The organism is Saccharothrix carnea, from assembly GCF_003014735.1.
In the GTDB taxonomy this organism is placed as follows: Bacteria; Actinomycetota; Actinomycetes; order Mycobacteriales; family Pseudonocardiaceae; genus Actinosynnema; species Actinosynnema carneum.
Map to the genome: position 1 here is coordinate 365,055 of NZ_PYAX01000008.1, position 19,067 is coordinate 384,121.

Annotated in this window: 14 protein-coding genes; 10 read left to right on the forward strand and 4 right to left on the reverse strand. The window is 69.0% G+C overall.

The genetic code is table 11. The annotated features are described in order from the left end of the window. Positions 1 to 61: 61 nt before the first annotated feature. Entirely contained in the window at positions 62 to 1,540 is a 1,479-nt protein-coding gene (locus B0I31_RS25305) for a M81 family metallopeptidase (protein ID WP_106617853.1), read from the forward strand. An 81-nt stretch (positions 1,541 to 1,621) separates the two neighbouring features. Here B0I31_RS25305 and murD read toward each other — a convergent pair whose 3' ends face one another. The 3 genes from murD to B0I31_RS25320 form a co-directional block, all read right to left on the reverse strand. Beyond that, positions 1,622 to 2,965: a UDP-N-acetylmuramoyl-L-alanine--D-glutamate ligase gene (murD, locus tag B0I31_RS25310; RefSeq protein ID WP_106617854.1), complete on the reverse strand. Its 1,344-nt coding sequence runs from the start codon at positions 2,963 to 2,965 to the stop codon at positions 1,622 to 1,624. Continuing rightward, entirely contained in the window at positions 2,952 to 4,295 is a 1,344-nt protein-coding gene (locus B0I31_RS25315; RefSeq protein ID WP_106617855.1) for a MurL-like N-terminal domain-containing, read from the reverse strand. Before B0I31_RS25315 ends, murD begins: the two co-directional genes overlap by 14 nt. A gap of 106 nt (positions 4,296 to 4,401) precedes the next feature. After that, entirely contained in the window at positions 4,402 to 5,334 is a 933-nt protein-coding gene (locus B0I31_RS25320; protein ID WP_219910775.1) for a glutamate cyclase domain-containing protein, read from the reverse strand. Positions 5,335 to 5,674: 340 nt separating this feature from the next. Between B0I31_RS25320 and B0I31_RS25325 the strand changes: the two genes are divergently transcribed. The 9 genes from B0I31_RS25325 (at position 5,675) to B0I31_RS25370 (ending at position 16,699) form a co-directional block, all read left to right on the forward strand. Next, complete coding sequence (locus B0I31_RS25325) at positions 5,675 to 6,940, forward strand: enolase C-terminal domain-like protein (protein WP_146173929.1); 1,266 nt, start codon at positions 5,675 to 5,677, stop codon at positions 6,938 to 6,940. Positions 6,941 to 6,966: 26 nt separating this feature from the next. After that, positions 6,967 to 7,422, forward strand: a complete 456-nt coding sequence (locus B0I31_RS25330) for a GNAT family N-acetyltransferase (protein WP_181320348.1) — start codon at positions 6,967 to 6,969, stop codon at positions 7,420 to 7,422. A 656-nt stretch (positions 7,423 to 8,078) separates the two neighbouring features. Continuing rightward, positions 8,079 to 9,044: an NsdA family TPR-like regulatory protein gene (locus tag B0I31_RS25335; RefSeq protein ID WP_483880262.1), complete on the forward strand. Its 966-nt coding sequence runs from the start codon at positions 8,079 to 8,081 to the stop codon at positions 9,042 to 9,044. Positions 9,045 to 9,481: 437 nt separating this feature from the next. Further along, complete coding sequence (locus B0I31_RS41225) at positions 9,482 to 11,473, forward strand: pectinesterase family protein (protein WP_219910776.1); 1,992 nt, start codon at positions 9,482 to 9,484, stop codon at positions 11,471 to 11,473. Continuing rightward, a complete protein-coding gene (locus B0I31_RS25350; protein ID WP_106617859.1) occupies positions 11,470 to 12,345 on the forward strand; it encodes a carbohydrate ABC transporter permease in 876 nt (291 codons plus the stop codon). Before B0I31_RS41225 ends, B0I31_RS25350 begins: the two co-directional genes overlap by 4 nt. After that, positions 12,342 to 13,235, forward strand: a complete 894-nt coding sequence (locus tag B0I31_RS25355) for a carbohydrate ABC transporter permease (protein WP_106617860.1) — start codon at positions 12,342 to 12,344, stop codon at positions 13,233 to 13,235. Before B0I31_RS25350 ends, B0I31_RS25355 begins: the two co-directional genes overlap by 4 nt. 8 nt (positions 13,236 to 13,243) lie before the next feature. Further along, on the forward strand, positions 13,244 to 14,530 hold the full coding sequence (locus B0I31_RS25360; RefSeq protein ID WP_106617861.1) for an ABC transporter substrate-binding protein: 1,287 nt from the start codon (positions 13,244 to 13,246) through the stop codon (positions 14,528 to 14,530). After that, positions 14,527 to 15,678, forward strand: a complete 1,152-nt coding sequence (locus tag B0I31_RS25365; RefSeq protein WP_219910777.1) for an enolase C-terminal domain-like protein — start codon at positions 14,527 to 14,529, stop codon at positions 15,676 to 15,678. The genes B0I31_RS25360 and B0I31_RS25365 overlap by 4 nt, the downstream gene beginning before the upstream one ends. A gap of 82 nt (positions 15,679 to 15,760) precedes the next feature. Then, a complete protein-coding gene (locus tag B0I31_RS25370) occupies positions 15,761 to 16,699 on the forward strand; it encodes a pectate lyase family protein (RefSeq protein WP_106617863.1) in 939 nt (312 codons plus the stop codon). 900 nt (positions 16,700 to 17,599) lie between these two features. On the opposite strand, the gene B0I31_RS25375 is transcribed toward B0I31_RS25370, so the two are convergent. Next, a complete protein-coding gene (locus B0I31_RS25375; protein WP_106617864.1) occupies positions 17,600 to 19,060 on the reverse strand; it encodes a ricin-type beta-trefoil lectin domain protein in 1,461 nt (486 codons plus the stop codon). Between the last annotated feature and the right edge of the window lie 7 nt (positions 19,061 to 19,067).

A 19,067-nucleotide genomic window follows, 5' to 3' on the forward strand; every position in this document is an offset into this window, starting at 1 on the left:
GGTTGCCGCTCCGGATGTTATTTCGAAGAAAAGCCCCGCGTGATTGTCCGAATTTGCATCCATGGGAGCGTGGAACGTGCGAGTGCTGATCGGCGGGATAGTGCACGAATCGAACACGTTCGCCGTCGAGGTGATGGGGTTGACCGGCGTCGAACACTTCACCCTCACCTCGGCCGAAGACGTCCTGTCGGTGTTCTCCGGGACCAACAGCACGATGGGCGGGTACCTGGACGCGTGTCGGCAGCACGGCGTGGAGATCGTGCCGGCGCCGCACGCTCGCGCCGAGCCCGGCTCGACCGTGGACGCCGGCACCTACCACCTCCTGCTGCGCGGGCTGCTGAGTGCCATTCGCGGCGCTCAGGAGGTCGATGTGGTCCTGCTCGACCTCCACGGCGCGGGTGTCGTGTTCCCGGACCGCTCCCTCGAACTGGACCTCGCCCGCGCCGTGCGCGCGGAAGTCGGCGGCAAGGTGATCGCGGCGAGCATGGACCTGCACGCGAACATCGACGAACGCCTGCTCGACGTGGTCGACGTCGTGGTGGGTTTCCACGAATACCCCCACGTCGACATGGCCAACCGCGCCAGGCTGGCCGCCGACCTGGCGATCCGGGCGGCACGTCGCGAACTGTCGCTCGTCTCCACGATCGTGCGGCTGCCCATGCAACTGCCGCCCACGCTGACGACCAGCGGCATCGGGAAGTGGCTGCGCGAGGCCGCGCAACAGGCCGAGACCGTGAACGGTGTCCTGGCGTGCAGCCCCTTCCACGGCTTTCCCCGTGCCGACACCGATCAAGCGACCACGTCGGTCGTCGTGATCACGGACGGGCAGGAAGGGCTGGCCGTCTCGAAAGCCGACGAGTTGGCGCACATCATCTGGGAACACCGGACGGAGTTCCTGCCCGAGTTGGTGCAACCACACCTCGCCATCGAGACCGCGCTCGCGTCACCCGCCAAGCCCGCGGTGATCGGGGACGCCGGTGACAACCCCGGAGGCGGAGCGCCAGGAGACAGCACGACCCTGCTCCACGCGTTGCTCGAAGCCGGCATCAAGTCGTGCGTCGCCACCATTTGCGACCCCGAAGCGGTCCGGGTGGCCGCCACCGCCGGAGTCGGCGGTGAGGTCGACCTCGCGGTCGGTGGCAAGCACGGTGCCTACAGCGGAGCCCCCGTCCTCAGCCGGTGGACGGTCCGCGCGATCACCAACGGCAGCGTGGTGTACCGCAAGATGCGCCGCGGTGTCCGGTGCGAGTTCGGCCAGAGCGTCCGGTTGTCGTCGGGAGCCGTCGACGTCATCGTGTGCACCGAACGGCGGCAGGTGGTGGACCCGGAAATCCTCCTGCTGCACGGTGCCGATCCGGATCAGTACGACATCATCGTCGTCAAGTCGGCCGTGCACTTCCGATCCGGTTTCGCGGACACGGCGAGGGTCATGCTCACCGCGGACACGGCGGGGCTCACCACGAGGGCCATCGCCACGTTGCCCGGGCGAAAGGTGTCCGCGACCCGGTGGCCGATGCGACTCGACACCGTGCTGGGCTGATCGCCGGGGTCGCGACGGGTACGCCGCCGCGACACCGGACGTCAACCGAGGTCGGGCAGCGGTGCTGCGCCGACCCGATCGTCACCGCCGGAGTTCCGCCATCCACTTCCGGACGACCTCCCGGTAGTGCTCCGCCTTCTCCTCGTAGTTCCGGTACCGGTCGAAGCTGGGTGCCCCGGGCGACAGCAGGACCGTGCCGCCCGAACGGGCCAGCAGGCCGGCGGCAAGAGGCACGGCCTGTTCCAGCCCGTCCGCGGTGAGGCGCCTCTCCGGGAAGTCGGCGGCGAACTCCTGGGTCGCTTCGCGACCGTTCTCGGGCATCGCGACGACGTACACGCGATCTGACCGCGCACGGAGGTAGTCGTTCAGCGGTCGGTACGAAATGCCACGACTCTGGCCGCCCGCGATGACCACCACCGGTTTCGCCGGGTCGGCCGATTCGACGGCGGCGATCACGCTTTCCGGAGCGGTCGACAGGCAATCGTCGATCCAGGTGATGCCGTCGTGCTCGGCGATCGTCTCCAGGCGGTGCGGCAGGCCTTCGAACGACTCGACCGCCTCGGCCAGGTCGGGGGAGAGCCGACCCGGTCCGGCGTAGAGCTCGGCGGCCACCGCCGCGACCTTGAGGTTCCGCAGGCTGTGCGGGGCTCGCATCGCCGGAGGAAGTCGCTCGACACCCGTTGCACCGCCGAAGAACCCGTCCGCGGGGCCGGTGTGCTCGTCGACCAGGTGGACTTCGCCGGTGAACTCGTCAGCGACACCGAGACCGCGCACCTTGTCGAACGTCGCGTGGTCGCACACGAGGTGCTCGGCACCACGGGTGAAGACCTTCGCCTTGTCCCGCCAGTACTGCTCGCGCGATCCGTGCCACGGCAGGTGCTCCTCGAAGAGGTTGGTCACCACGGCGATGCGCGGAGATCGGGTCAGCCAGGCGCACTGGTAGCTGGACAGCTCGGCGACGACCGCGTCGGTGCCGTCCGGCAGTTCGAGCAGGGCGGTGCCGATGTTGCCGGCGAGCACGGAGTCCACGCCCGAGCGGTCCAACAAGTGGTGGATCAGCTTGGCGGTCGAACTCTTCCCCTTGGTTCCGGTCACCCCGATCGTGCGGGCCCAGTTCCCGACCATCCACCACCCGCTGCCGGAGACCAGCCGGACCGATGCCTCGGCCAGCCGTCCGATGTACTCGTGCCGCATCGGAACCCCGGGACTCACGAACACCGTGTCGCAGGACTCCAGAGCCGCCAACTCGGACCCGGCGACGTGCACGGTGGAGACGATGTCGGACGGGAGTGCGAGCCCGCCGCCGCCCTCGTCGACGATGGTCACCTCGCGCGCGTGGCCGTCCACGTACGCCAGCGCGGCCTTGCCCTCCCGGCCGAAGCCCCAGATTCCGACATGGCGCCCCGCCAGGTCAGCCGATCGCATCCAGTGCCTCCTGGAACAGGGCGGGAATCGCGTGGACGCGCGACACGCCCATCAGCCGTGAGACCTCCGCCTCGTGCGCAGACGGAGTGGTCCGCACCTCGTCCAGGAGGCCCTTGACGATCACGGTCTCACGCCAGTCGGCCTGCTCCGCGGCGATCCGGAAGGCCGCCCCGGCCTCGTCGTAGTCTCCGACGCACTCGAACGGCTTGTGCCCCTTCAGGCCGAGGATCTCCTCGTAGGCGGGCAAGTTCTCCAGGTTGTCCAGGAGGTTGCTGCCGAAGATCGACTTCAGCACGTCGGCCGGGATGAAGGGTGCCAGGATGAGGAAGACGAACTGGCACTTCGGGCAGGTGCCGCACCACGACTTGCGCCGTGCGTCGGGGTCCAGCGCGAAGAGTCGATTGCAACTGGTGAAGACCGGGAAGTACTGCGGCAGGCCCGCGAACCGCTTGGCGATGGAGATCTCGGACAACGGGCGCAGCAGCGAGAAGTACCGGTCCTCGGCGAGTCCGGCGGCGCTCAAGGTGCCGCGCAGCAGCAGTTCGAACTCCATGCTCTTGGACCACTGGTGGTTGACCTCGATGTCCTCCCACCGCAGGTTCCCGTAGTCGGCCGAACCCTCGTTCGACATGACCACCGCGCCGAGTCCCAACCGGTCCGCGGAGATGAGTGCCACCAGGCTGTTGATGGCGGTCACCGGCACGTGCCCGTTGTACGCGCCGGCCTTGTTGAGCTCGATCAACGTGCGGTCGACCTTGCGCGTCGCGCGCACCTGGGAAAGGCCGCTCACCCGGACGCAGGCGTCGATCGGGTCGAACTGGTTCACCGAGAACGCCACCGGGACGTGTCCGGCGGCCTTGAGCGACTCGAGCGAGACGACCGAATCCTTGCCACCGCCCACAGGCACCAGTGGAGGTCGGGAGAGGTCCCAATCGGAGTCCGCCGTTGCCAGGACGATGTCCTCGGCTTCGATCGTGGGCCGCAGCGCGCCGGGCAACTGGTTCCGGTACGCGAATTCACCCAGACCGTGGCGGATCAACTCGGTCAGGAAACGGCGTTCCGCCTCGGTCAGTCCCGTGTCGACCCGGATCACCGGCGGTGCGGCCGCCTTGTAGTAACTGAGGCCGCACGCCAGGAACAGCAGCCGGTGCAGGGCGGTGGTATCCACCGCCCGGTCCGACGGGGGCAATTCGATGATCTCCTGGAAGCTGACGCTGGGTTCTCGGCCGGAGAGCTGGTAATGTCCGGTGAAGATCGTGCCGTCACTCGACACCGAGTAGGAGACGTACTCGAATGTCGTGTAACTGCTCGGCCTGAACGTGTTCGTCAATGAAATTCCCTATTGAGGCGGCGCCTGTGTGCGCTCGATTATATCACGGCGATTCTTCCGGGCGGTTTTCCTCTCGTCGGCCGGCCTCGCTCCGTTCTCGCGGTCGCTAGGACTGCGCCAATTCCGCCAACTGGGCGAGAATGCCGGTGTAGCGTTCCTGGTCGAGGCCGTCGACGGTCGGACTCGGGTGCTGCAGGACTCCGTCCACGGCGGTCCGGGTCGAAGTCAGCGCGGTCAAGGCCCCGATCGACCAGTTCGGGTCGAGGAGGCTCGCCACTGCGCTGTTCCTCGACGCGGACACGATTTGTGTCGCCGCGACCAGGCCGGCTGCGCCCCAGTTCGACGTTCCGGCGACGATGAGCGACTCGCACCCCACTCTGCAGTGGATCGTCGATCCGTGGCGTACGTGCTGGGACACCAGTTCGGCGGGCAGCACGCCCATTCCGATCTCGTTTCCGCCGTCGCCGATTCCGATCGTGGTCCACGGCCCGTGTTCGAAGACCCGGTGCAGTGGCGCGGTGTAGCCCGAGATGTCGATGGCCCGCATGTTGTAGACGTTGCCATCGGCTGCCGGGCCGGCCCGTTCGACGGATACCATGCAGGTGACGGGCGACGTCGGCGATGTGTACGTCGCCAGGAGCTCTTCCTCCCATTCCAGGTAGGCTTTCTCGCCGGCTTCGCCGGGAATGGGAGCGATGTCCACGGGTAGTGACAGACCGGCGTAGCGCAGGACGGTCTCGATGGCCGGCGCGCTGAGCGAGTCGGTCAGGATGCGGGCGGTTCCGCCCAGGGCGACGACCGCGGAAGCGATCTGGACCGCGCCGAGCGGACCATCGGTCTCCGGCAGTGGCGGGGTTGCCGTGGGAATGTAGAACCCGGTGAGCACGACGACGTGCGACGGTCGAACGGTCGTCAACGTGAGGGCGGCCTGGTGTAACGACCCTCTTGTGTGCGGGGCGAGTTCGCCCGAGCCCCGGCCGATGTCGGTGGCGACCCGACTCTCGATGGCGCTGATCGTGTCTGCCGCGCGGTCCGTCACGTGTCCTCCTCTTGAAGGCGGTGAAGCTGCTGGTAGGGAGCCTCACACGGTGACACCGTATACGTGGTCGACGGCGACTTACATCCTCACGTCCGCTCTTCCGATCGGCAGAGGGCTTGCCCCGACAGGGGTATCCGGGTCGACTGGAAGCGTGGGTCGTACGTCAACCGATCGGGGCATTGAACGGCTCGGTTCGCCGGGGCGGCCTCTTGCTCGTCTCCTCGTACTCGCGTCAACCGGGATGCGCTCGTTCACGCAGACCGCCCTATTCGGGTGAGCTGTGGATTCGATCCGCCAACAGGCTGATCGGCATCGACAGGCAGCCTGTGCGAGGACTACGGTGACCAACGTCGAGGCGCCTGTCGAAGCCAGCCATGACGAGACCGTCCTTTGTGGGCACGTTGCAGCTCTGAGGTACTCGGTCCGGCCAGCGAAAGGTGCGGAAGTGGGCTCGGAACCAGAACCCGGGATAGTCGCCGTCGAGCTTCGCCATATCCGGTTGCCGATGAAGGACGTCTTCCGCTCCGCGATTGGCGTCCGGGACGTCAAGGAAGCGCTGATCATCGGCGTGGTGGGCGAAGACGGCACGATCGGGTACGGCGAGTGCTCGGCGCGGACCGATCCCTACTATTCCTATGAGTACGTGGATTCGATCCGGCTCACGCTGCAACGGTTCTTCTCCGACGAGATGATCGGATCGACCGCCGGTGAGGCGTTGCGCGGATTGGCGCGCAGCAGGGTGCGTGGCTGGCCCTTCGCCCGTGCGGCCCTTGAAGAGGCCGTGTGCGACTGGAACGCGCGTGCCCTCGGGGAAAACGGGGACGAAGCGTCCGGCCTTCACCTCGCCGTGGGGGCGACCTTGAGCGTGCCGACTGATGTCTCGACGTTGGCCGAGTCGATGGAGAGCCGTTTCGAGGCGGGGTACGAGCGGGTGCGGATCAAGGCCCACGTCGACGTCGACTGGCCGGGCATCCTCGCGGTGCTGCGGGTGTTCTCGGAGAATCGGCGATGCATCGCCATGGACTTCAACGGGAGCCTGGACCCCACGTCCGATCGTTGTGACGAGGTTCTGGACCAGATAGCCGAGGCTCTCGACCCGGCTTTCGTGTTCATCGAGCAGCCGTACGCGCCGGAAAGCCTGCTGGCCACCGCGCGGCTTCGGAGACGTGGATACCCGATCCCGATCAGCCTTGACGAGAGCATCGACACGATCGACACCCTTGAGGTCGCCCTGGAGCTGGGGGCGATCGACGTGTGCAACATCAAGGTCGGACGTGTGGGCGGGCCGGCTCGTGCTGCCGCCATGGCGCGGTGGTGTGTGGACCACGGCCTGCGTGCGCATGTGGGCGGCATGTTCGAGACCGGCATCGGGCGGTGGTCCACCGCGCGCCAGGCCGGGGCGCTGCTGCCCGGGTCGTGCCACGACTTCACCGTCCCGGGCGATTACCTGGAACACGACGTCGTCCACGACAGCCTGCTCTTGGACAAGGCAGCCCGAGCGGTTCGCCTCGACGACCGTCCGGTGAGGGTCGACGCCGAGGCACTGGCGGGTGCGACGATGCGGGAGTGGTCGTCGGCCGGGAGTTCGGAGGCGGATCGGGTATGAAGGTAGAGGTTCGGCGTGGAACTGTGATGGATGCCCGTGAGATGGCCAGGATCTACAACTTCCACGTGCGGCTGGGCGGCCGGACCTTGGATACCGTGGAACTGCCCGACGAGTACTTCCTGGAGATACTCGCCGACGACAAGCAGACCGTCATCGTCGCGGCGGACGGTCACAACATGGTCGGCTGGGGCCGGCTCTTCCCCTGGAGCAAGAAGTTCGGGTACCGGCAGACGGCCGAGACGTCGATCTACGTCGACGTGAGCTCCTACCGCAGTCGCATCGGCTCCCGGATCAAGTCCGCGCTGATCGAGAACGCCCGCAGTCAGGGCCTGCACGCCTTGATCGCCAGGGTGATCTCCTCCAACACGGGTGGCATGGAGATCAACAAGGCGTTCGGCTACCGCCTGGTCGGCATCCAGCGGGAAGTGGGCATAGTCGGACTGCACTACGTGGACGTCGCGATCTTCGAACTGCTGCTGTAGACGTCGTCGGGAGCGGCGGGCGTCACGCCTGTCGGCCACGCCTGCGGGTGCGCCGGGCGATCGCCGCGGCCTGCTCCAGTTCCTGCTGGGGCGTGTCGAGGACGCGGCCGTTCGGGCAGACCGCTGACGCAACAGGGAAAGTGGTCTGGTCCGGTTCACGGTAGGAGGAGTGGGCTCGACCAGTCCGCTGTGAATGCTCCGGCCTCCGGGACGGCGCCGGCCGCGCGCATCATCCGGGTGACGGCGCGGTGGCCCGCCAGGTGGGTGGCGGTGAACCGGTCGAACCCGTTGGAACGGGCGAGGGACGCGAGCGTCGACATAGGTCAGCAGCGCGGGCGTCACCGGCGGCGCCGCGCCGCAGAACCGCTGGAACAGCGTGTCCACGTCCGCGGGCGGCCACGTCGTCGGAGCTGCTGGTGGGGGAGGGGCGCGAGGGGTGCGCGCCGTGACCGGCCACCGGCCCGGATCCGCCGCGGTCGGACGGGCGATCGCCCGGGGCCTCGCGGAACGCGATCACCCCTCGATTCCGGCCCCACCGCGGGCGTCGGCGCAGGGGGCCGGTGCGCACCCCTGACGGCGGCTCCCGCCGGGGTCACGCCGGTGTCACCCTGGGTACCCCGCAGCCACATGCCTGCTGGATCCCCTCCACCGCTCTAGTGGAATTGCGAGGTGCGGCGATGGCAGAACCTCAGCACGTCCCGGCACACATCGGGGTCGAGGACGTGGAGCGCTTGGAAGCCGAGACCGAACGCCTGCGCGGCTTGGACTACCGGGAGGGCGGCCGGGCGTGCCGTGACGCGGCGGTCGGCTGCGCGGCGTCGCACGACCGGTTCCTCGACGCCGCGAGCACCGGCCCGGTGCACCGACGCCTGCTGGTGGCGTTGGCCGACCTGCACAACCTGGCCGCGTGGACGTGCTTCGACACCGGCCGGGAGGGTGCCGCCGCACGGCACTGGGACCGGGCGCTGGGGTTGGCGGTCGAAGCCGGGCACCACGACCTGCGGGCGAACATCCACTACCGCGTCGGCCGGATGCGGCTGCACGGCGGCAAGCGGCGCGCGGCGCTGCGGGAGTTCGGGTTCGGTCTGGTCGCGGCTCGGCGGGCCGGGTCACGGCGTGCCGCGGCGATGCTGCGCGCCAATCAGGCGTGGGCGTACGCGGGGCTGGGCGACCGGGGCGAGGCGGTGCGGCTGCTGAACCTGGCGCACGACGAGTACTCCGGCGCGTCCGGCCCGGTTCCGGGGTGGGCCCGGTTCTTCGACGAGACGGACCTGCGCGGGTTGAGCGGAGTGGTGTTGACCGAACTGGCCCGGACGGTCGACCGGGCGCACACCTCGGCCGCGATCGACTCGCTCGACGCGGCCGTGGCGGGCTACCCGGAGGGCATGACGCGCAGCCGCGCGTTCAGCCTGATGGCGTTGGCCGCGAACCACTTGGTGGACGGGGACTTCGACCACGCGGCCGAGGTGGGCGACCGGGCGCTGGCGGTGGCGGGCGCGGTCGGCTCGACCCGCGTCGCCGACCGGCTGCGACCGCTGCGCCGGCTGGCCGACCGCTATCCGGCCAACGCCCACGCCCGGACGCTGTCGGCGCGGATCGCCGCCTTCACGCCACCGGTCTGAGAGCCCTCCCCGGAACCGGTCCCGGGGTTCGCGCCGCCTCCGGCCCACCAGGGCCGGGGCGGCGTCGCGCTGTGGTGAGGCCTGTGGTGGGCCGGTCGCGCGATCGAATTCGACTCGAATTCGACGATCCGTCGAACGGTGTGGTCGAACGGCAATCGAACAAAGTTACGTCGTTGACGTGTGGCGGATACTTTCGCAATACTCTGTTCGCACTTCTGGAACGTGTTCACACTTATGAACAAATTCGCCGGGGAAGGCCCCTCGTCATGCGGATACTCAGTACTGCGCTCGTGCTCTCCTGCGCCCTTGGTGTGATCGCGGCGGCACCCGCGCACGCAGGCCATGACCTGGGGAGACAGGTTCTCCAACCCGGTGACGGCTGGGGTTCGAGCGGCACCGGGACCACCGGTGGATCGGCTGCGACCACCGAACACGTCGTGCGCACGGCGGCGGAACTGCGGGCCGCCCTGGCAGCGCCCGCACCGCGCCTCATCAAAGTGCGCGGCGTGATCGACGTCAGGGCTGATTGCGCAACATATGCCACCGGCGGCTACACGCTCGCGGGCTATCTGGCGGCATACGACCCCGCCGTTTGGGGGCGTGACACCGAGCCGAGCGGTCCGCTGGAAGACGCGCGGGCGGCGTCCGCGCGCAACCAGGCGGCGGCCATCGCGTTCAACGTCGGCTCCGACACCACGATCGTCGGCGACGGCAAGGGCGCGGGCATCACCGGCGCGAACGTCCGCGTCCACGGCGCGAGCAACGTGATCATCCGCAACCTCACGTTCCGCGACACCCGGGACTGCTTCCCCCAGTGGGACCCGACCGACGGCGCCGAGGGCAACTGGAACTCCGACTACGACGCGGTGTCCCTCCAGCGCGCCACGAACGTGTGGGTCGACCACAACACGTTCACCGACCAGCCGCACCCGGACAGCGCGGCGCCGACCTACTTCGGCCGCCCCTACCAGCAGCACGACGGCTCGCTCGACATGACCAGCGGCACCGACCTGGTCACCGCGTCGTACAACCTGTTCGAAGACCACGGCAAGACGATGCTCATCGGCTCGTCCAACACCTCGACCACCGACCCGGGCAAGCTGCGGATCTCCGTGCACCACAACGTGTTCCGCAACGTCGAGGAACGCCTGCCGCGGGTGCGGTTCGGCAAGGTCCACGTCTACAACAACCTCTACGAGCCCGGCCCCACCTTCACCTACGCCTGGGGCGTCGGCGTGCAGTCCGCGCTGTACGTGGAGAACAACTACGTCAAGCTCGGCAACGGCGGCGCGGTCGAGGACCTGATCTACAACTGGGGCGGCACCGCCATCACCGAGGTCGGCACGCTCGTCGACGGGCGGCCGGTCGACGTGCTCGACGCGTTCAACGCCGCCAACCCGACCGCCCAGCTCGCCGGTGACGCCGGGTGGACACCCGAGTTCACCCTCGGCCTGGAGGCCACCTCCCGGATCAAGAACCTCAAGGCGGGCGCCCAGCAGCGCGAGCGCTACCACGTGGCCAAGGGCACCGACTTCGACACCGTCCAGGCCGCGATCGACGCCGCGCCGCCGGGCACCACCATCACCATCGGCAAGGGCGTGTACCGCGAGGTCATCCGGGTGCCCGCGACCAAGCCGGACCTGACCCTCAAGGGCTCCACCGGCACCGCGCGCGACGTCGTCATCGACTACGACAACGCCAACGGCACCAAGAAGCCGGACGGCACGACCCACGGCACCACCGGCTCGGCCACCGCGACGATCGAGGCGGACGGCTTCACCGCCCGCGACCTGACGTTCAGCAACTCGTTCGACCGGGCCGCGCACCCCGAGATCACCAACACCCAGGCGGTCGCGGTGAAGGCCACGGGCGACCGCCAGTACTACGACCGCGTCCGGTTCCTCGGCCACCAGGACACCCTGTACGCCGACACGCGGGCCGCCGGCACCAAGGCCCGCCAGTACTACCGGGGCAGCGAGATCGTCGGCGACGTCGACTTCATCTTCGGCCGCGCCACGGCGGTGTTCGACCAGGTCACGATCCGCGCCCTGGACCGCGGCGGTGACCCGAACGGCTACATCACCGCCGCCAGCACCCGCCGCGACAACCCGCACGGCTTCCTGATCATGAACTCCACCGTCCTCAGCGACGCACCGGCGGGCACCTTCTACCTCGGCCGGCCCTGGCACCCCGGCGGCGACCCCGACGCCGTCGCCTCGGTCGTCATCCGCGACACCAAGCTGCCCGCCGCGGTCAAGACCGCGCCGTGGACCGACATGTCCGGCTTCTCCTGGCGTGACGCCCGGTTCGCCGAGTTCCGCAACTCCGGCCCGGGCGCGACCGCCGGCCCCGACCGGCCGCAGCTCACCCACGACCAGGCCTCGCAGCACACCCTCCGCGCGTACCTCGGCGACTGGAACCCCGCATGAGGACACGCACGTGGGCGCCCTACGCCCTGATCGCACCGACGCTGGTGCTGATGGCGGTCTTCCTGGTCTACCCGATCGGGAGCGTCGTCTACTACAGCCTCCAGCGGTACAACGTCACGCAGCCGTGGAAGAACGGCTTCGCGGGGCTGGACAACTTCAAGCAGATGCTGTTCGACGACCCGCTGTTCTGGCAGAGCCTCGCGTTCAGCGCCAAGTGGGTGGTCGTCGAAGTCGGCCTGCAACTGCTGCTCGGCCTGGTGCTGGCGCTGATCGTGAACGAGACGTTCATCGGCCGGGGCATGGCACGGGCACTGGTGTTCTCGCCGTGGGCGGTGTCCGGCGTGCTCACCACCGGCATCTGGATCCTGCTGCTCAACCCGTCCACCGGCATCTTCCAGCAGCTGTCGCAGTGGGGCATCGGCTCGCCGGGCACCTCCGTGCTCGGCAACCCCGACACGGTGTTCGAGGCCCTCGTGGTGACCGAGCTGTGGCGCGGCGTGCCGTTCTTCGCGATCCTGCTGCTCGCCGACCTCCAGAGCATCCCCAAGGACCTCTACGAGGCGGCGTCGGTCGACGGCGCGAGCCGGTGGCGGCGCTTCACCAGCGTCACCCTGCCCCACCTCAAGGACGCGATCATCCTGTCGACGCTGCTGCGCGCGGTGTGGGAGTTCAACAACGTCGACCTCATCTACACCCTGACCGGCGGCGGCCCCGCGAACCAGACCACGACCCTGCCGCTGTACGTGGCCAGGCAGGCCGTCGACTCGCACAACTTCGGGTACGGCTCGGCGCTCACCGTCGCCGGGTTCCTGATCCTGCTGTTCTTCTCGATCGCCTACCTGAGGCTGTCGAAGTTCGGGAGTCGCGCATGACCGAGACGTTGACCCGGCCACCGGTGGACGCCACGCCGCCGCCCCGGCAGCCGACGAAGCGGCGTCGCCGGGCGGTGGCCGAGGAACCGGGCAAGCGCTGGATGATCCACGTGCCGCTGGTGCTGTACCTGCTGTTCACGCTCATCCCGTTCTACTGGATGATCGTGTTCGCGGTGCGGCCCACCGGCTCGACGCAGCTGGTGCCGTGGCCGATCACGTTCGAGCACTTCGACACGGTGTGGAACGACATCGGCTTCGGGATCTTCTTCTACAACAGCGTCGTCATGGGCCTGGGCGTGCTCGTGTTCGTGACCATCCTGTCGGTGATGGGCGGGTACGCGCTGGCGCGGTTCCGGTTCCGCGGCCAGCGGGTGTTCCTGCTGGCGATGCTGTGCAGCCAGTTCATCCCCGGCGCGATGATGCTGATCCCGCTGTTCGTGATCTTCAAGGGCCTGGGGCTGCTCAACAGCATCACGGGCCTGATCATCGCCGAGGTGGCGTTCCAGCTGCCGCTGTCGCTCATCCTCATGAGCGGCTTCATCCGCAACATCTCGGTCGAGCTCGAAGAAGCCGCCATGGTGGACGGCTGCTCGCGGCTGCGCGCGTTCTTCGCCGTCGTGCTGCCGCAGCTCAAGCCCGCGCTGGTGGCGGTCGGGTCGTTCGCGTTCATCGGCGCCTGGAACCAGTTCCTGTTCGCCCTGATGTTCGCCACGCGGCAGGACAAGTTCACCCTGCCCGTCGGCCTGAGCTTCACGCTGGGTGAGTTCAACACCGACTTCGGCGCCCTCGCCGCGGGTGGTGTCGTCGCGGCCGTTCCGGTCGTCCTCGTTTTCGCCGTCGTGCAGCGGTTCCTGGTGCAGGGGCTCAGCGCCGGGGCTGTCAAGGGATAGGGAGCATCATGAGAAAACTGCTGGTCGCCGTGGCCGCCGCCGCGCTGGCGCTGTCCGCCTGCTCGTCGGGGGGAGGTGCGGGCGGCGACGGGAACGTCACCATCACGTTCTGGGACAACAACGGCGGTCCCGCCCGTGAGCCGATCTACAAGGAGCTGATCTCGCGCTTCGAAGCCGCGAACCCGACCATCAAGGTCGAGTACGTCGGCATCCCCAGCGCGTCGGTGCAGCAGAAGTACGACACCGCCATCGCCGGCGGCGAGACGCCCGACGTCGGCGGCGTCACCACCTCGTACCTCGCGCACCTCGTCGGCCAGGAGGCGCTGGCACCGCTGGACGACCGGATCAACGGCGGAGCGCTGAAGGACAAGCTCCTGCCGTCGCTGGTGGAGACGGTCCGGCAGACCGCGCCGGACGGCAAGCTCTACATCGTGCCGTCGTCGGCCAACATGGACATCATCTGGTACCGCGTCGACTGGTTCAAGGACGCCGGCATCGAGCCGCCGAAGACCTGGGACGAGTTCATCACCGCCGCCACGAAGCTGACCGACACGGCCGCGAACAAGTACGGCTACACCATCCGCGGTGGTGCCGGCTCGGTGTTCCAGCTGATCACCGAGGCGTACGCGTACTCCGGCGTGGACACGTTCTTCAAGGACGGCAAGAGCACGCTCGCCGACCAGGCCAACGCCGAGCTGGTCGACAAGATCGCCGACCTGTACAAGAAGGCCACCCCCGAGGCCGACGTCAACAACAGCTTCACCCAGATGATCGCGCAGTTCACCGGCGGCTCCGTCGCGATGATGCACCACAACCTCGGCTCCTACAGCGACGTGACCAAGGCGCTGGGCGACAAGGTCGCCGCCATCCCGCTGCCCGTGGGCCCGAGCGGCAAGCGGACCGTCGTGCCCAACCCGACCGATGGCTTCGCGGTGTTCAAGAACAGCGAGAACCAGGACGCGGCGTGGAAGTTCGCCGAGTTCCTGACCTCCGCCGAGTCCAACAGCTACTGGAACGAGAAGGTCGGCCAGATCCCGGCCAACACCGACGTGCGCAGCGCCGCGTGGATCGACAAGGCGGCTCACGTGAAGATGGCGCTCGGCGTGCTGGAGGACTCGGCCACGGTGCTCGTCCCCGCCCCGGTCTACCTGCCGCAGTACTCGTCCATCACCAAGACCGACAGCGAGCCCCAGTACCAGAAGGTGCTCCTCGGCGAACTCTCCGCCCAGCAGTTCCTCGACGACATGGCGAAGAAGCTCACCGAGGCCCAGAAGGAATGGGAGGACCGGAAGTGATCGAGCGCGTCGAGGTGTCGGTGTTCACGACCACCGCGTGGACCGCGGTGGACCCGCACGGGCACCGGCACCCGAGCGCCGAGCACGAGGTCCGCGAGGCGCTGCTGGAGATCACCGACTCGGACGGTGTCGTCGGACGCGTCCAGGTGCACCCCGACCAGTTGCGGCCCGCCGTGCTCGACTCGATCGTGAAGCCCGTGCTGATCGGCGCGGACCCGTGGGACCGGGAAGGCCTGTGGCGCAAGATGGCGCGCAAGCAGCGCGGCTCCCACGGCCGGTTCACCGACCGGGCACTGGGTTACGTCGACACCGCGCTGTGGGACCTGGTGGGCAAGAAGGTCGGTCAGCCGGTGTGGAAGCTGATCGGCGGCGCGCGGGAACGCGTCCCGGCCTACGCCAGCACCATGTGCGGTGACGAGATCCCCGGCGGGCTGAGCACGCCCGGCGACTACGCGTCGTTCGCGAAGCAGTTGGTCGAGCGCGGTTACCGGGCGATCAAGCTGCACACGTGGATGCCGCCGGTGCCCGGCGCGCCCAGCGTGCGGGCGGACATCGCGGCGTGCGAGGCGGTGCGCGAGGCGGTCGGACCCGGGGTCGAGCTGATGCTCGACGCCAACCACTGGTACTCGCGCACCGAGGCGCTGGAGCTGGGCCGGGCCTTGGAAGCGCTGGACTTCTACTGGTTCGAGGAGCCGATGGAGGAGGCGTCGATCAGCTCCTACCGGTGGCTGGCCGAACAGCTGTCCATCCCGGTGATCGGGCCCGAAGTGGCGTGGGGCAAGCACCTGAGCCGCGCCGAGTGGATCACGGCGGGCGCGTGCGACATCCTGCGCGCCGGGCCGACCGACGTCGGCGGCATCTCGCCGACGCTGAAGGCGCTGCACCTGGCCGAGGCGTTCAACATGGACTGCGAGATCCACGGCGACGGCTCGGCGAGCCTGGCCGTGCTCGGCGGCACCGACAACGGCCGCTGGTACGAGCGCGGCCTGCTGCACCCGCTGCACGACTTCGACCGCGTGCCGCCGCACCGGCTCGCGATCGCCGACCCCCTCGACGCGGACGGGCACGTCACCCTGACGTCCTCTCCCGGTCTCGGTGACGAGTTCGACGTCGAGCACATCCGCGAGCACACCGTGGAGAGGTGGTGAGTCCGGTGTAAGCCTTCGGTCGCCGCCACGTGGTCTCCGCCGCCGGTTCCCTTTTCATCCACAGTCGTATGGAGGAAACCGCATGTCCCGCAAGATTTCCCGTGCGCTGCTCGCGGCCACGGCCCTGGTCGCGACCGCGGCCATGGCACCCTCGGCCAGCGCCGCGTCGTTCAACCTCGAAGGCTGGGGTACGCAGTGCGGTGGCACGACGGGTGGTGGCAGCGCCTCCCCGGTGACCGTCACCACCGCCTCGGCGTTCATCTCCGCCGTCGGGTCGTCGAGCGCGTCGGTGGTCCGGGTCTCCGGCACCATCACGTTGTCCAGCATGACCAAGGTCGCCTCGAACAAGACGATCATCGGTGTCGGTTCCGGCGCCACCATCACCGGGCACGGCCTGAACGTCTCCAACGCGTCCAACGTCATCATCCGGAACCTGAACTTCACCGGGTGGAAGGACGACGCGATCAACGTCCAGTACTCGACCCGGGTCTGGATCGACCACAACAGCCTGCGCAGCGGCTACGACGGCGCGATCGACATCAAGCGCGCGTCCGACTGCGTGACCGTGTCGTGGAACAAGATCAGCTCGCACGACAAGACCATGTTGCTGGGCCACAGCGACGACAACGGCAGCGAGGACCGCGGCAAGCTGCGGGTCAGCTACCACCACAACTGGTTCGACGGCACCGGCCAGCGCCACCCGCGGGTCCGCTTCGGCAACCCCGTGCACGTCTACAACAACTACTACGGCGGCGTGACGTCGTACGGTGTCGCTTCCACGGAGGAGGCGGGCGTGCTCGTGGAAGGCAACTACTTCGAGAACACCGAGGACCCGTTCCACCGCGGTGAGGGCAGCTCCGACCCCGCCAACCTGGTGGCGCGCAACAACCACTTCGTCAACTCGGGCTCGGGTGACCAGGGTGGCAGCGTCAAGTCCATTCCGTACTCCTACGCGCTGGACAGCGCGAGCGGCGTGAAGTCGATCGTGCAGAGCGGCGCGGGCGTGGGCAAGGTCGGCTGACCTGCAAGTTTGATGTGATCCAAGCGTTGACGGGCGGCCCCTGGCTTCGTCTCCCAGCCAGGGACCGCCCTTTCACGCACCTACCACCGTGCCGCCGCTGATCACTCGAATGAGCGAATCAAACGTGAATGGAAGATTCACCTGCAACTTTTCCCGCACCATTGACGTTGCCGGGAAAGAAGGAGGCGGCACCCCCGGGCGGCGTCACGGTCCACGAGGCCCACAACGGGCCCACCCAACCTCACCCTCGCCACCACTGCCCACCGCACTGGGCCACGAGCACCACCACTGGCCGCTAGCGACCCTGGCCGAGCGCCCGCGCGGCCACTCGCACGCGGACCCGCGCACCACCCGCGGACCCGTCGCGCCGTGCCCGGACCCGCGGACCCGTCGCGCCCTGCCCGGACGTGCGGCGCCACGCGCGGACCCGCCGCGCAATGCCCGGACGTGCGGATCACGGCCGGCCCCAGGACGCCCTGCCCGACTCGACCCGACCCGCCACGACCAGCGCATCACGGCCGGACTCGCGCGTCGCGGCGCGTGGGCTCACGCATCGCCACGCGCGGACCCCGCCCACCAAACGCCCGTGTCCGCGCACCTCCCGCGCTTGCTGGGCTTGCGGAACGCCGCGGGATGCGCACAGCGTGCTCGCCCTCTCGCCCGACTCCCTCGTACCGCCCGCCCTCGCGGGCACGCCTACCCGTGGGTAGGGGCCATCGGAGCGGTTGGCGGCGGTGCGCGGCCGCCTGTGCGGCGGGGAGGGCCGTGTGAGGGTGTGAGCCGGGCGGCCGTGTGGGCGGACGGCTGGCCGGTGGGTGGTGGTGGTCAGGTGGCTGCGGGCGGGCGGGCGGGTGGGGAGGTGGAGGGTGGAGCCCGCCCGCAGCGGGCCTGGTGGTGGGGTCAGGCGCGGCGCCATTTTTGGTTGGTGCCGCCTGTGCACTCCCACTGTTGCAGCGGTGTGCCGGTGCCGCCCCATGAGGTGACGTCGACGCACTTGTTCGCCTGGGGGTTGACGAGGTCGCCGGCGGCGCTGAGGACGAATTGCTGGGCCGGGTTGCCCGAGCAGCGGGCCAGTTGGATGGCCGCGCCGTTGTCGCGGGAGCCCCAGGCGACGTCCATGCACAGGCCGAATGCGCGGATGGTGCCGTCGCCGGCGAAGGTCCAGTTCTGGGCGGCCGTTCCGTTGCAGTCCCAGAGTTGCAGGCGTTGGCCCTCGGCGCCGTTCGAGTTCGGCACGTCGATGCACTTGTCCTGCCAGCCGACGATCCGGCTCGTGCTGCCGCCGCCCGTGGTGGTGAGCTGGAGGCCGTAGACGTTCAGGATCTCGTTCAGCGGCTGGAACAGCGTCGTTCCACCGGACGAGCAGTTGCCCGAACCGCCCGAGGTGACGCCTTGGGCCTGGTTGCCGGCCAGCCACGCGCCACCGGAGTCGCCGCCCTCGGCGCACGCGGTGGTGGAGGTGAGGCCGTGGACCAGCCGGCCCGAGTAGTTCACGGTGACGTTCTTCGCCTGGACGGTGCCGCAGCGCCAGCCCGTGGTCCGGCCCGAACGGCACACCGACGCGCCGACGCCGGCCTCCTGCGACCCGGCGACCGCGACGCTGCCGCCCGAGTAGTTGTTCACGTACGGCGTGGGCGTCCAGTTGCTGTTGGTGCGCACCCACGCGTAGTCGTTCTCCGGGAACGACGATCCGGCGAACGTGCCCTGGGCGACGTTGTTGTGGCCCAACGTCGGGCTACCGGTGCCACCGCAGTGCCCGGCCGTGACGAAACCGCCGTTGTTCACCGAGAACCCGACCGAGCACAGCGTGTTGCCGTTGATCACGTACTGGTCGCCGCCCCTGATGTCGTACAGCGGGCGCGGTGCCTCGGACACCACCGGCACGGCGTCCACACCGGCCCGCCCGGCGAAGGCGCGGGCCGCCGAGGTGGTGCGGGCCTGGACGACCACGGAGTTGGACGTCGGGTCCACGTACCAGGAGTGGACGTCCGGGCTCGCGGCGGTCCGGTCGAGCCGGGCCTTGCCCTCGGCCAGCGACTTCTCGCTCCTGGTCACCTCCACGGGTGACGCGCCGGCGGCCCGGACCACGTTCGCGTCGGCCGGGTCCACGATGCCGACCTTGAGCCCGGAGTCGTACCAGGCGCCGCCGAAGCGGTCACCCAACCTGGCCCGCAAGGCGTGTTCGACCGGGACGGACGCGGCCTCGGCGGCTTGGTGCACGGCGGCCCGCGCCGGGTCCCAGCCGAGGTCGCGGGCCAGGGCGGCGTGCAGGGCGTCGCCGGGGGCGGCCTGGGCCGGTGCGGGCAGGACGATGAGCGCGGCGGTGGCCACCGCCGCGCAACACTGCGCGATGAGTCTCACGACAGCT

What these genes read in the sequence shown, in the direction of transcription:
- B0I31_RS25370 (WP_106617863.1), top strand. Translation starts at nt 15,761, where the DNA reads ATGTCCCGCAAGATTTCCCGTGCGCTGCTCGCGGCCACGGCCCTGGTC.
- B0I31_RS25355 (WP_106617860.1), top strand. Translation starts at nt 12,342, where the DNA reads ATGACCGAGACGTTGACCCGGCCACCGGTGGACGCCACGCCGCCGCCC.
- B0I31_RS25360 (WP_106617861.1), top strand. Translation starts at nt 13,244, where the DNA reads ATGAGAAAACTGCTGGTCGCCGTGGCCGCCGCCGCGCTGGCGCTGTCC.
- B0I31_RS25350 (WP_106617859.1), top strand. Translation starts at nt 11,470, where the DNA reads ATGAGGACACGCACGTGGGCGCCCTACGCCCTGATCGCACCGACGCTG.
- B0I31_RS25330 (WP_181320348.1), top strand. Translation starts at nt 6,967, where the DNA reads ATGGATGCCCGTGAGATGGCCAGGATCTACAACTTCCACGTGCGGCTG.
- murD (WP_106617854.1), bottom strand. Translation starts at nt 2,965, where the DNA reads ATGCGATCGGCTGACCTGGCGGGGCGCCATGTCGGAATCTGGGGCTTC.
- B0I31_RS25305 (WP_106617853.1), top strand. Translation starts at nt 62, where the DNA reads ATGGGAGCGTGGAACGTGCGAGTGCTGATCGGCGGGATAGTGCACGAA.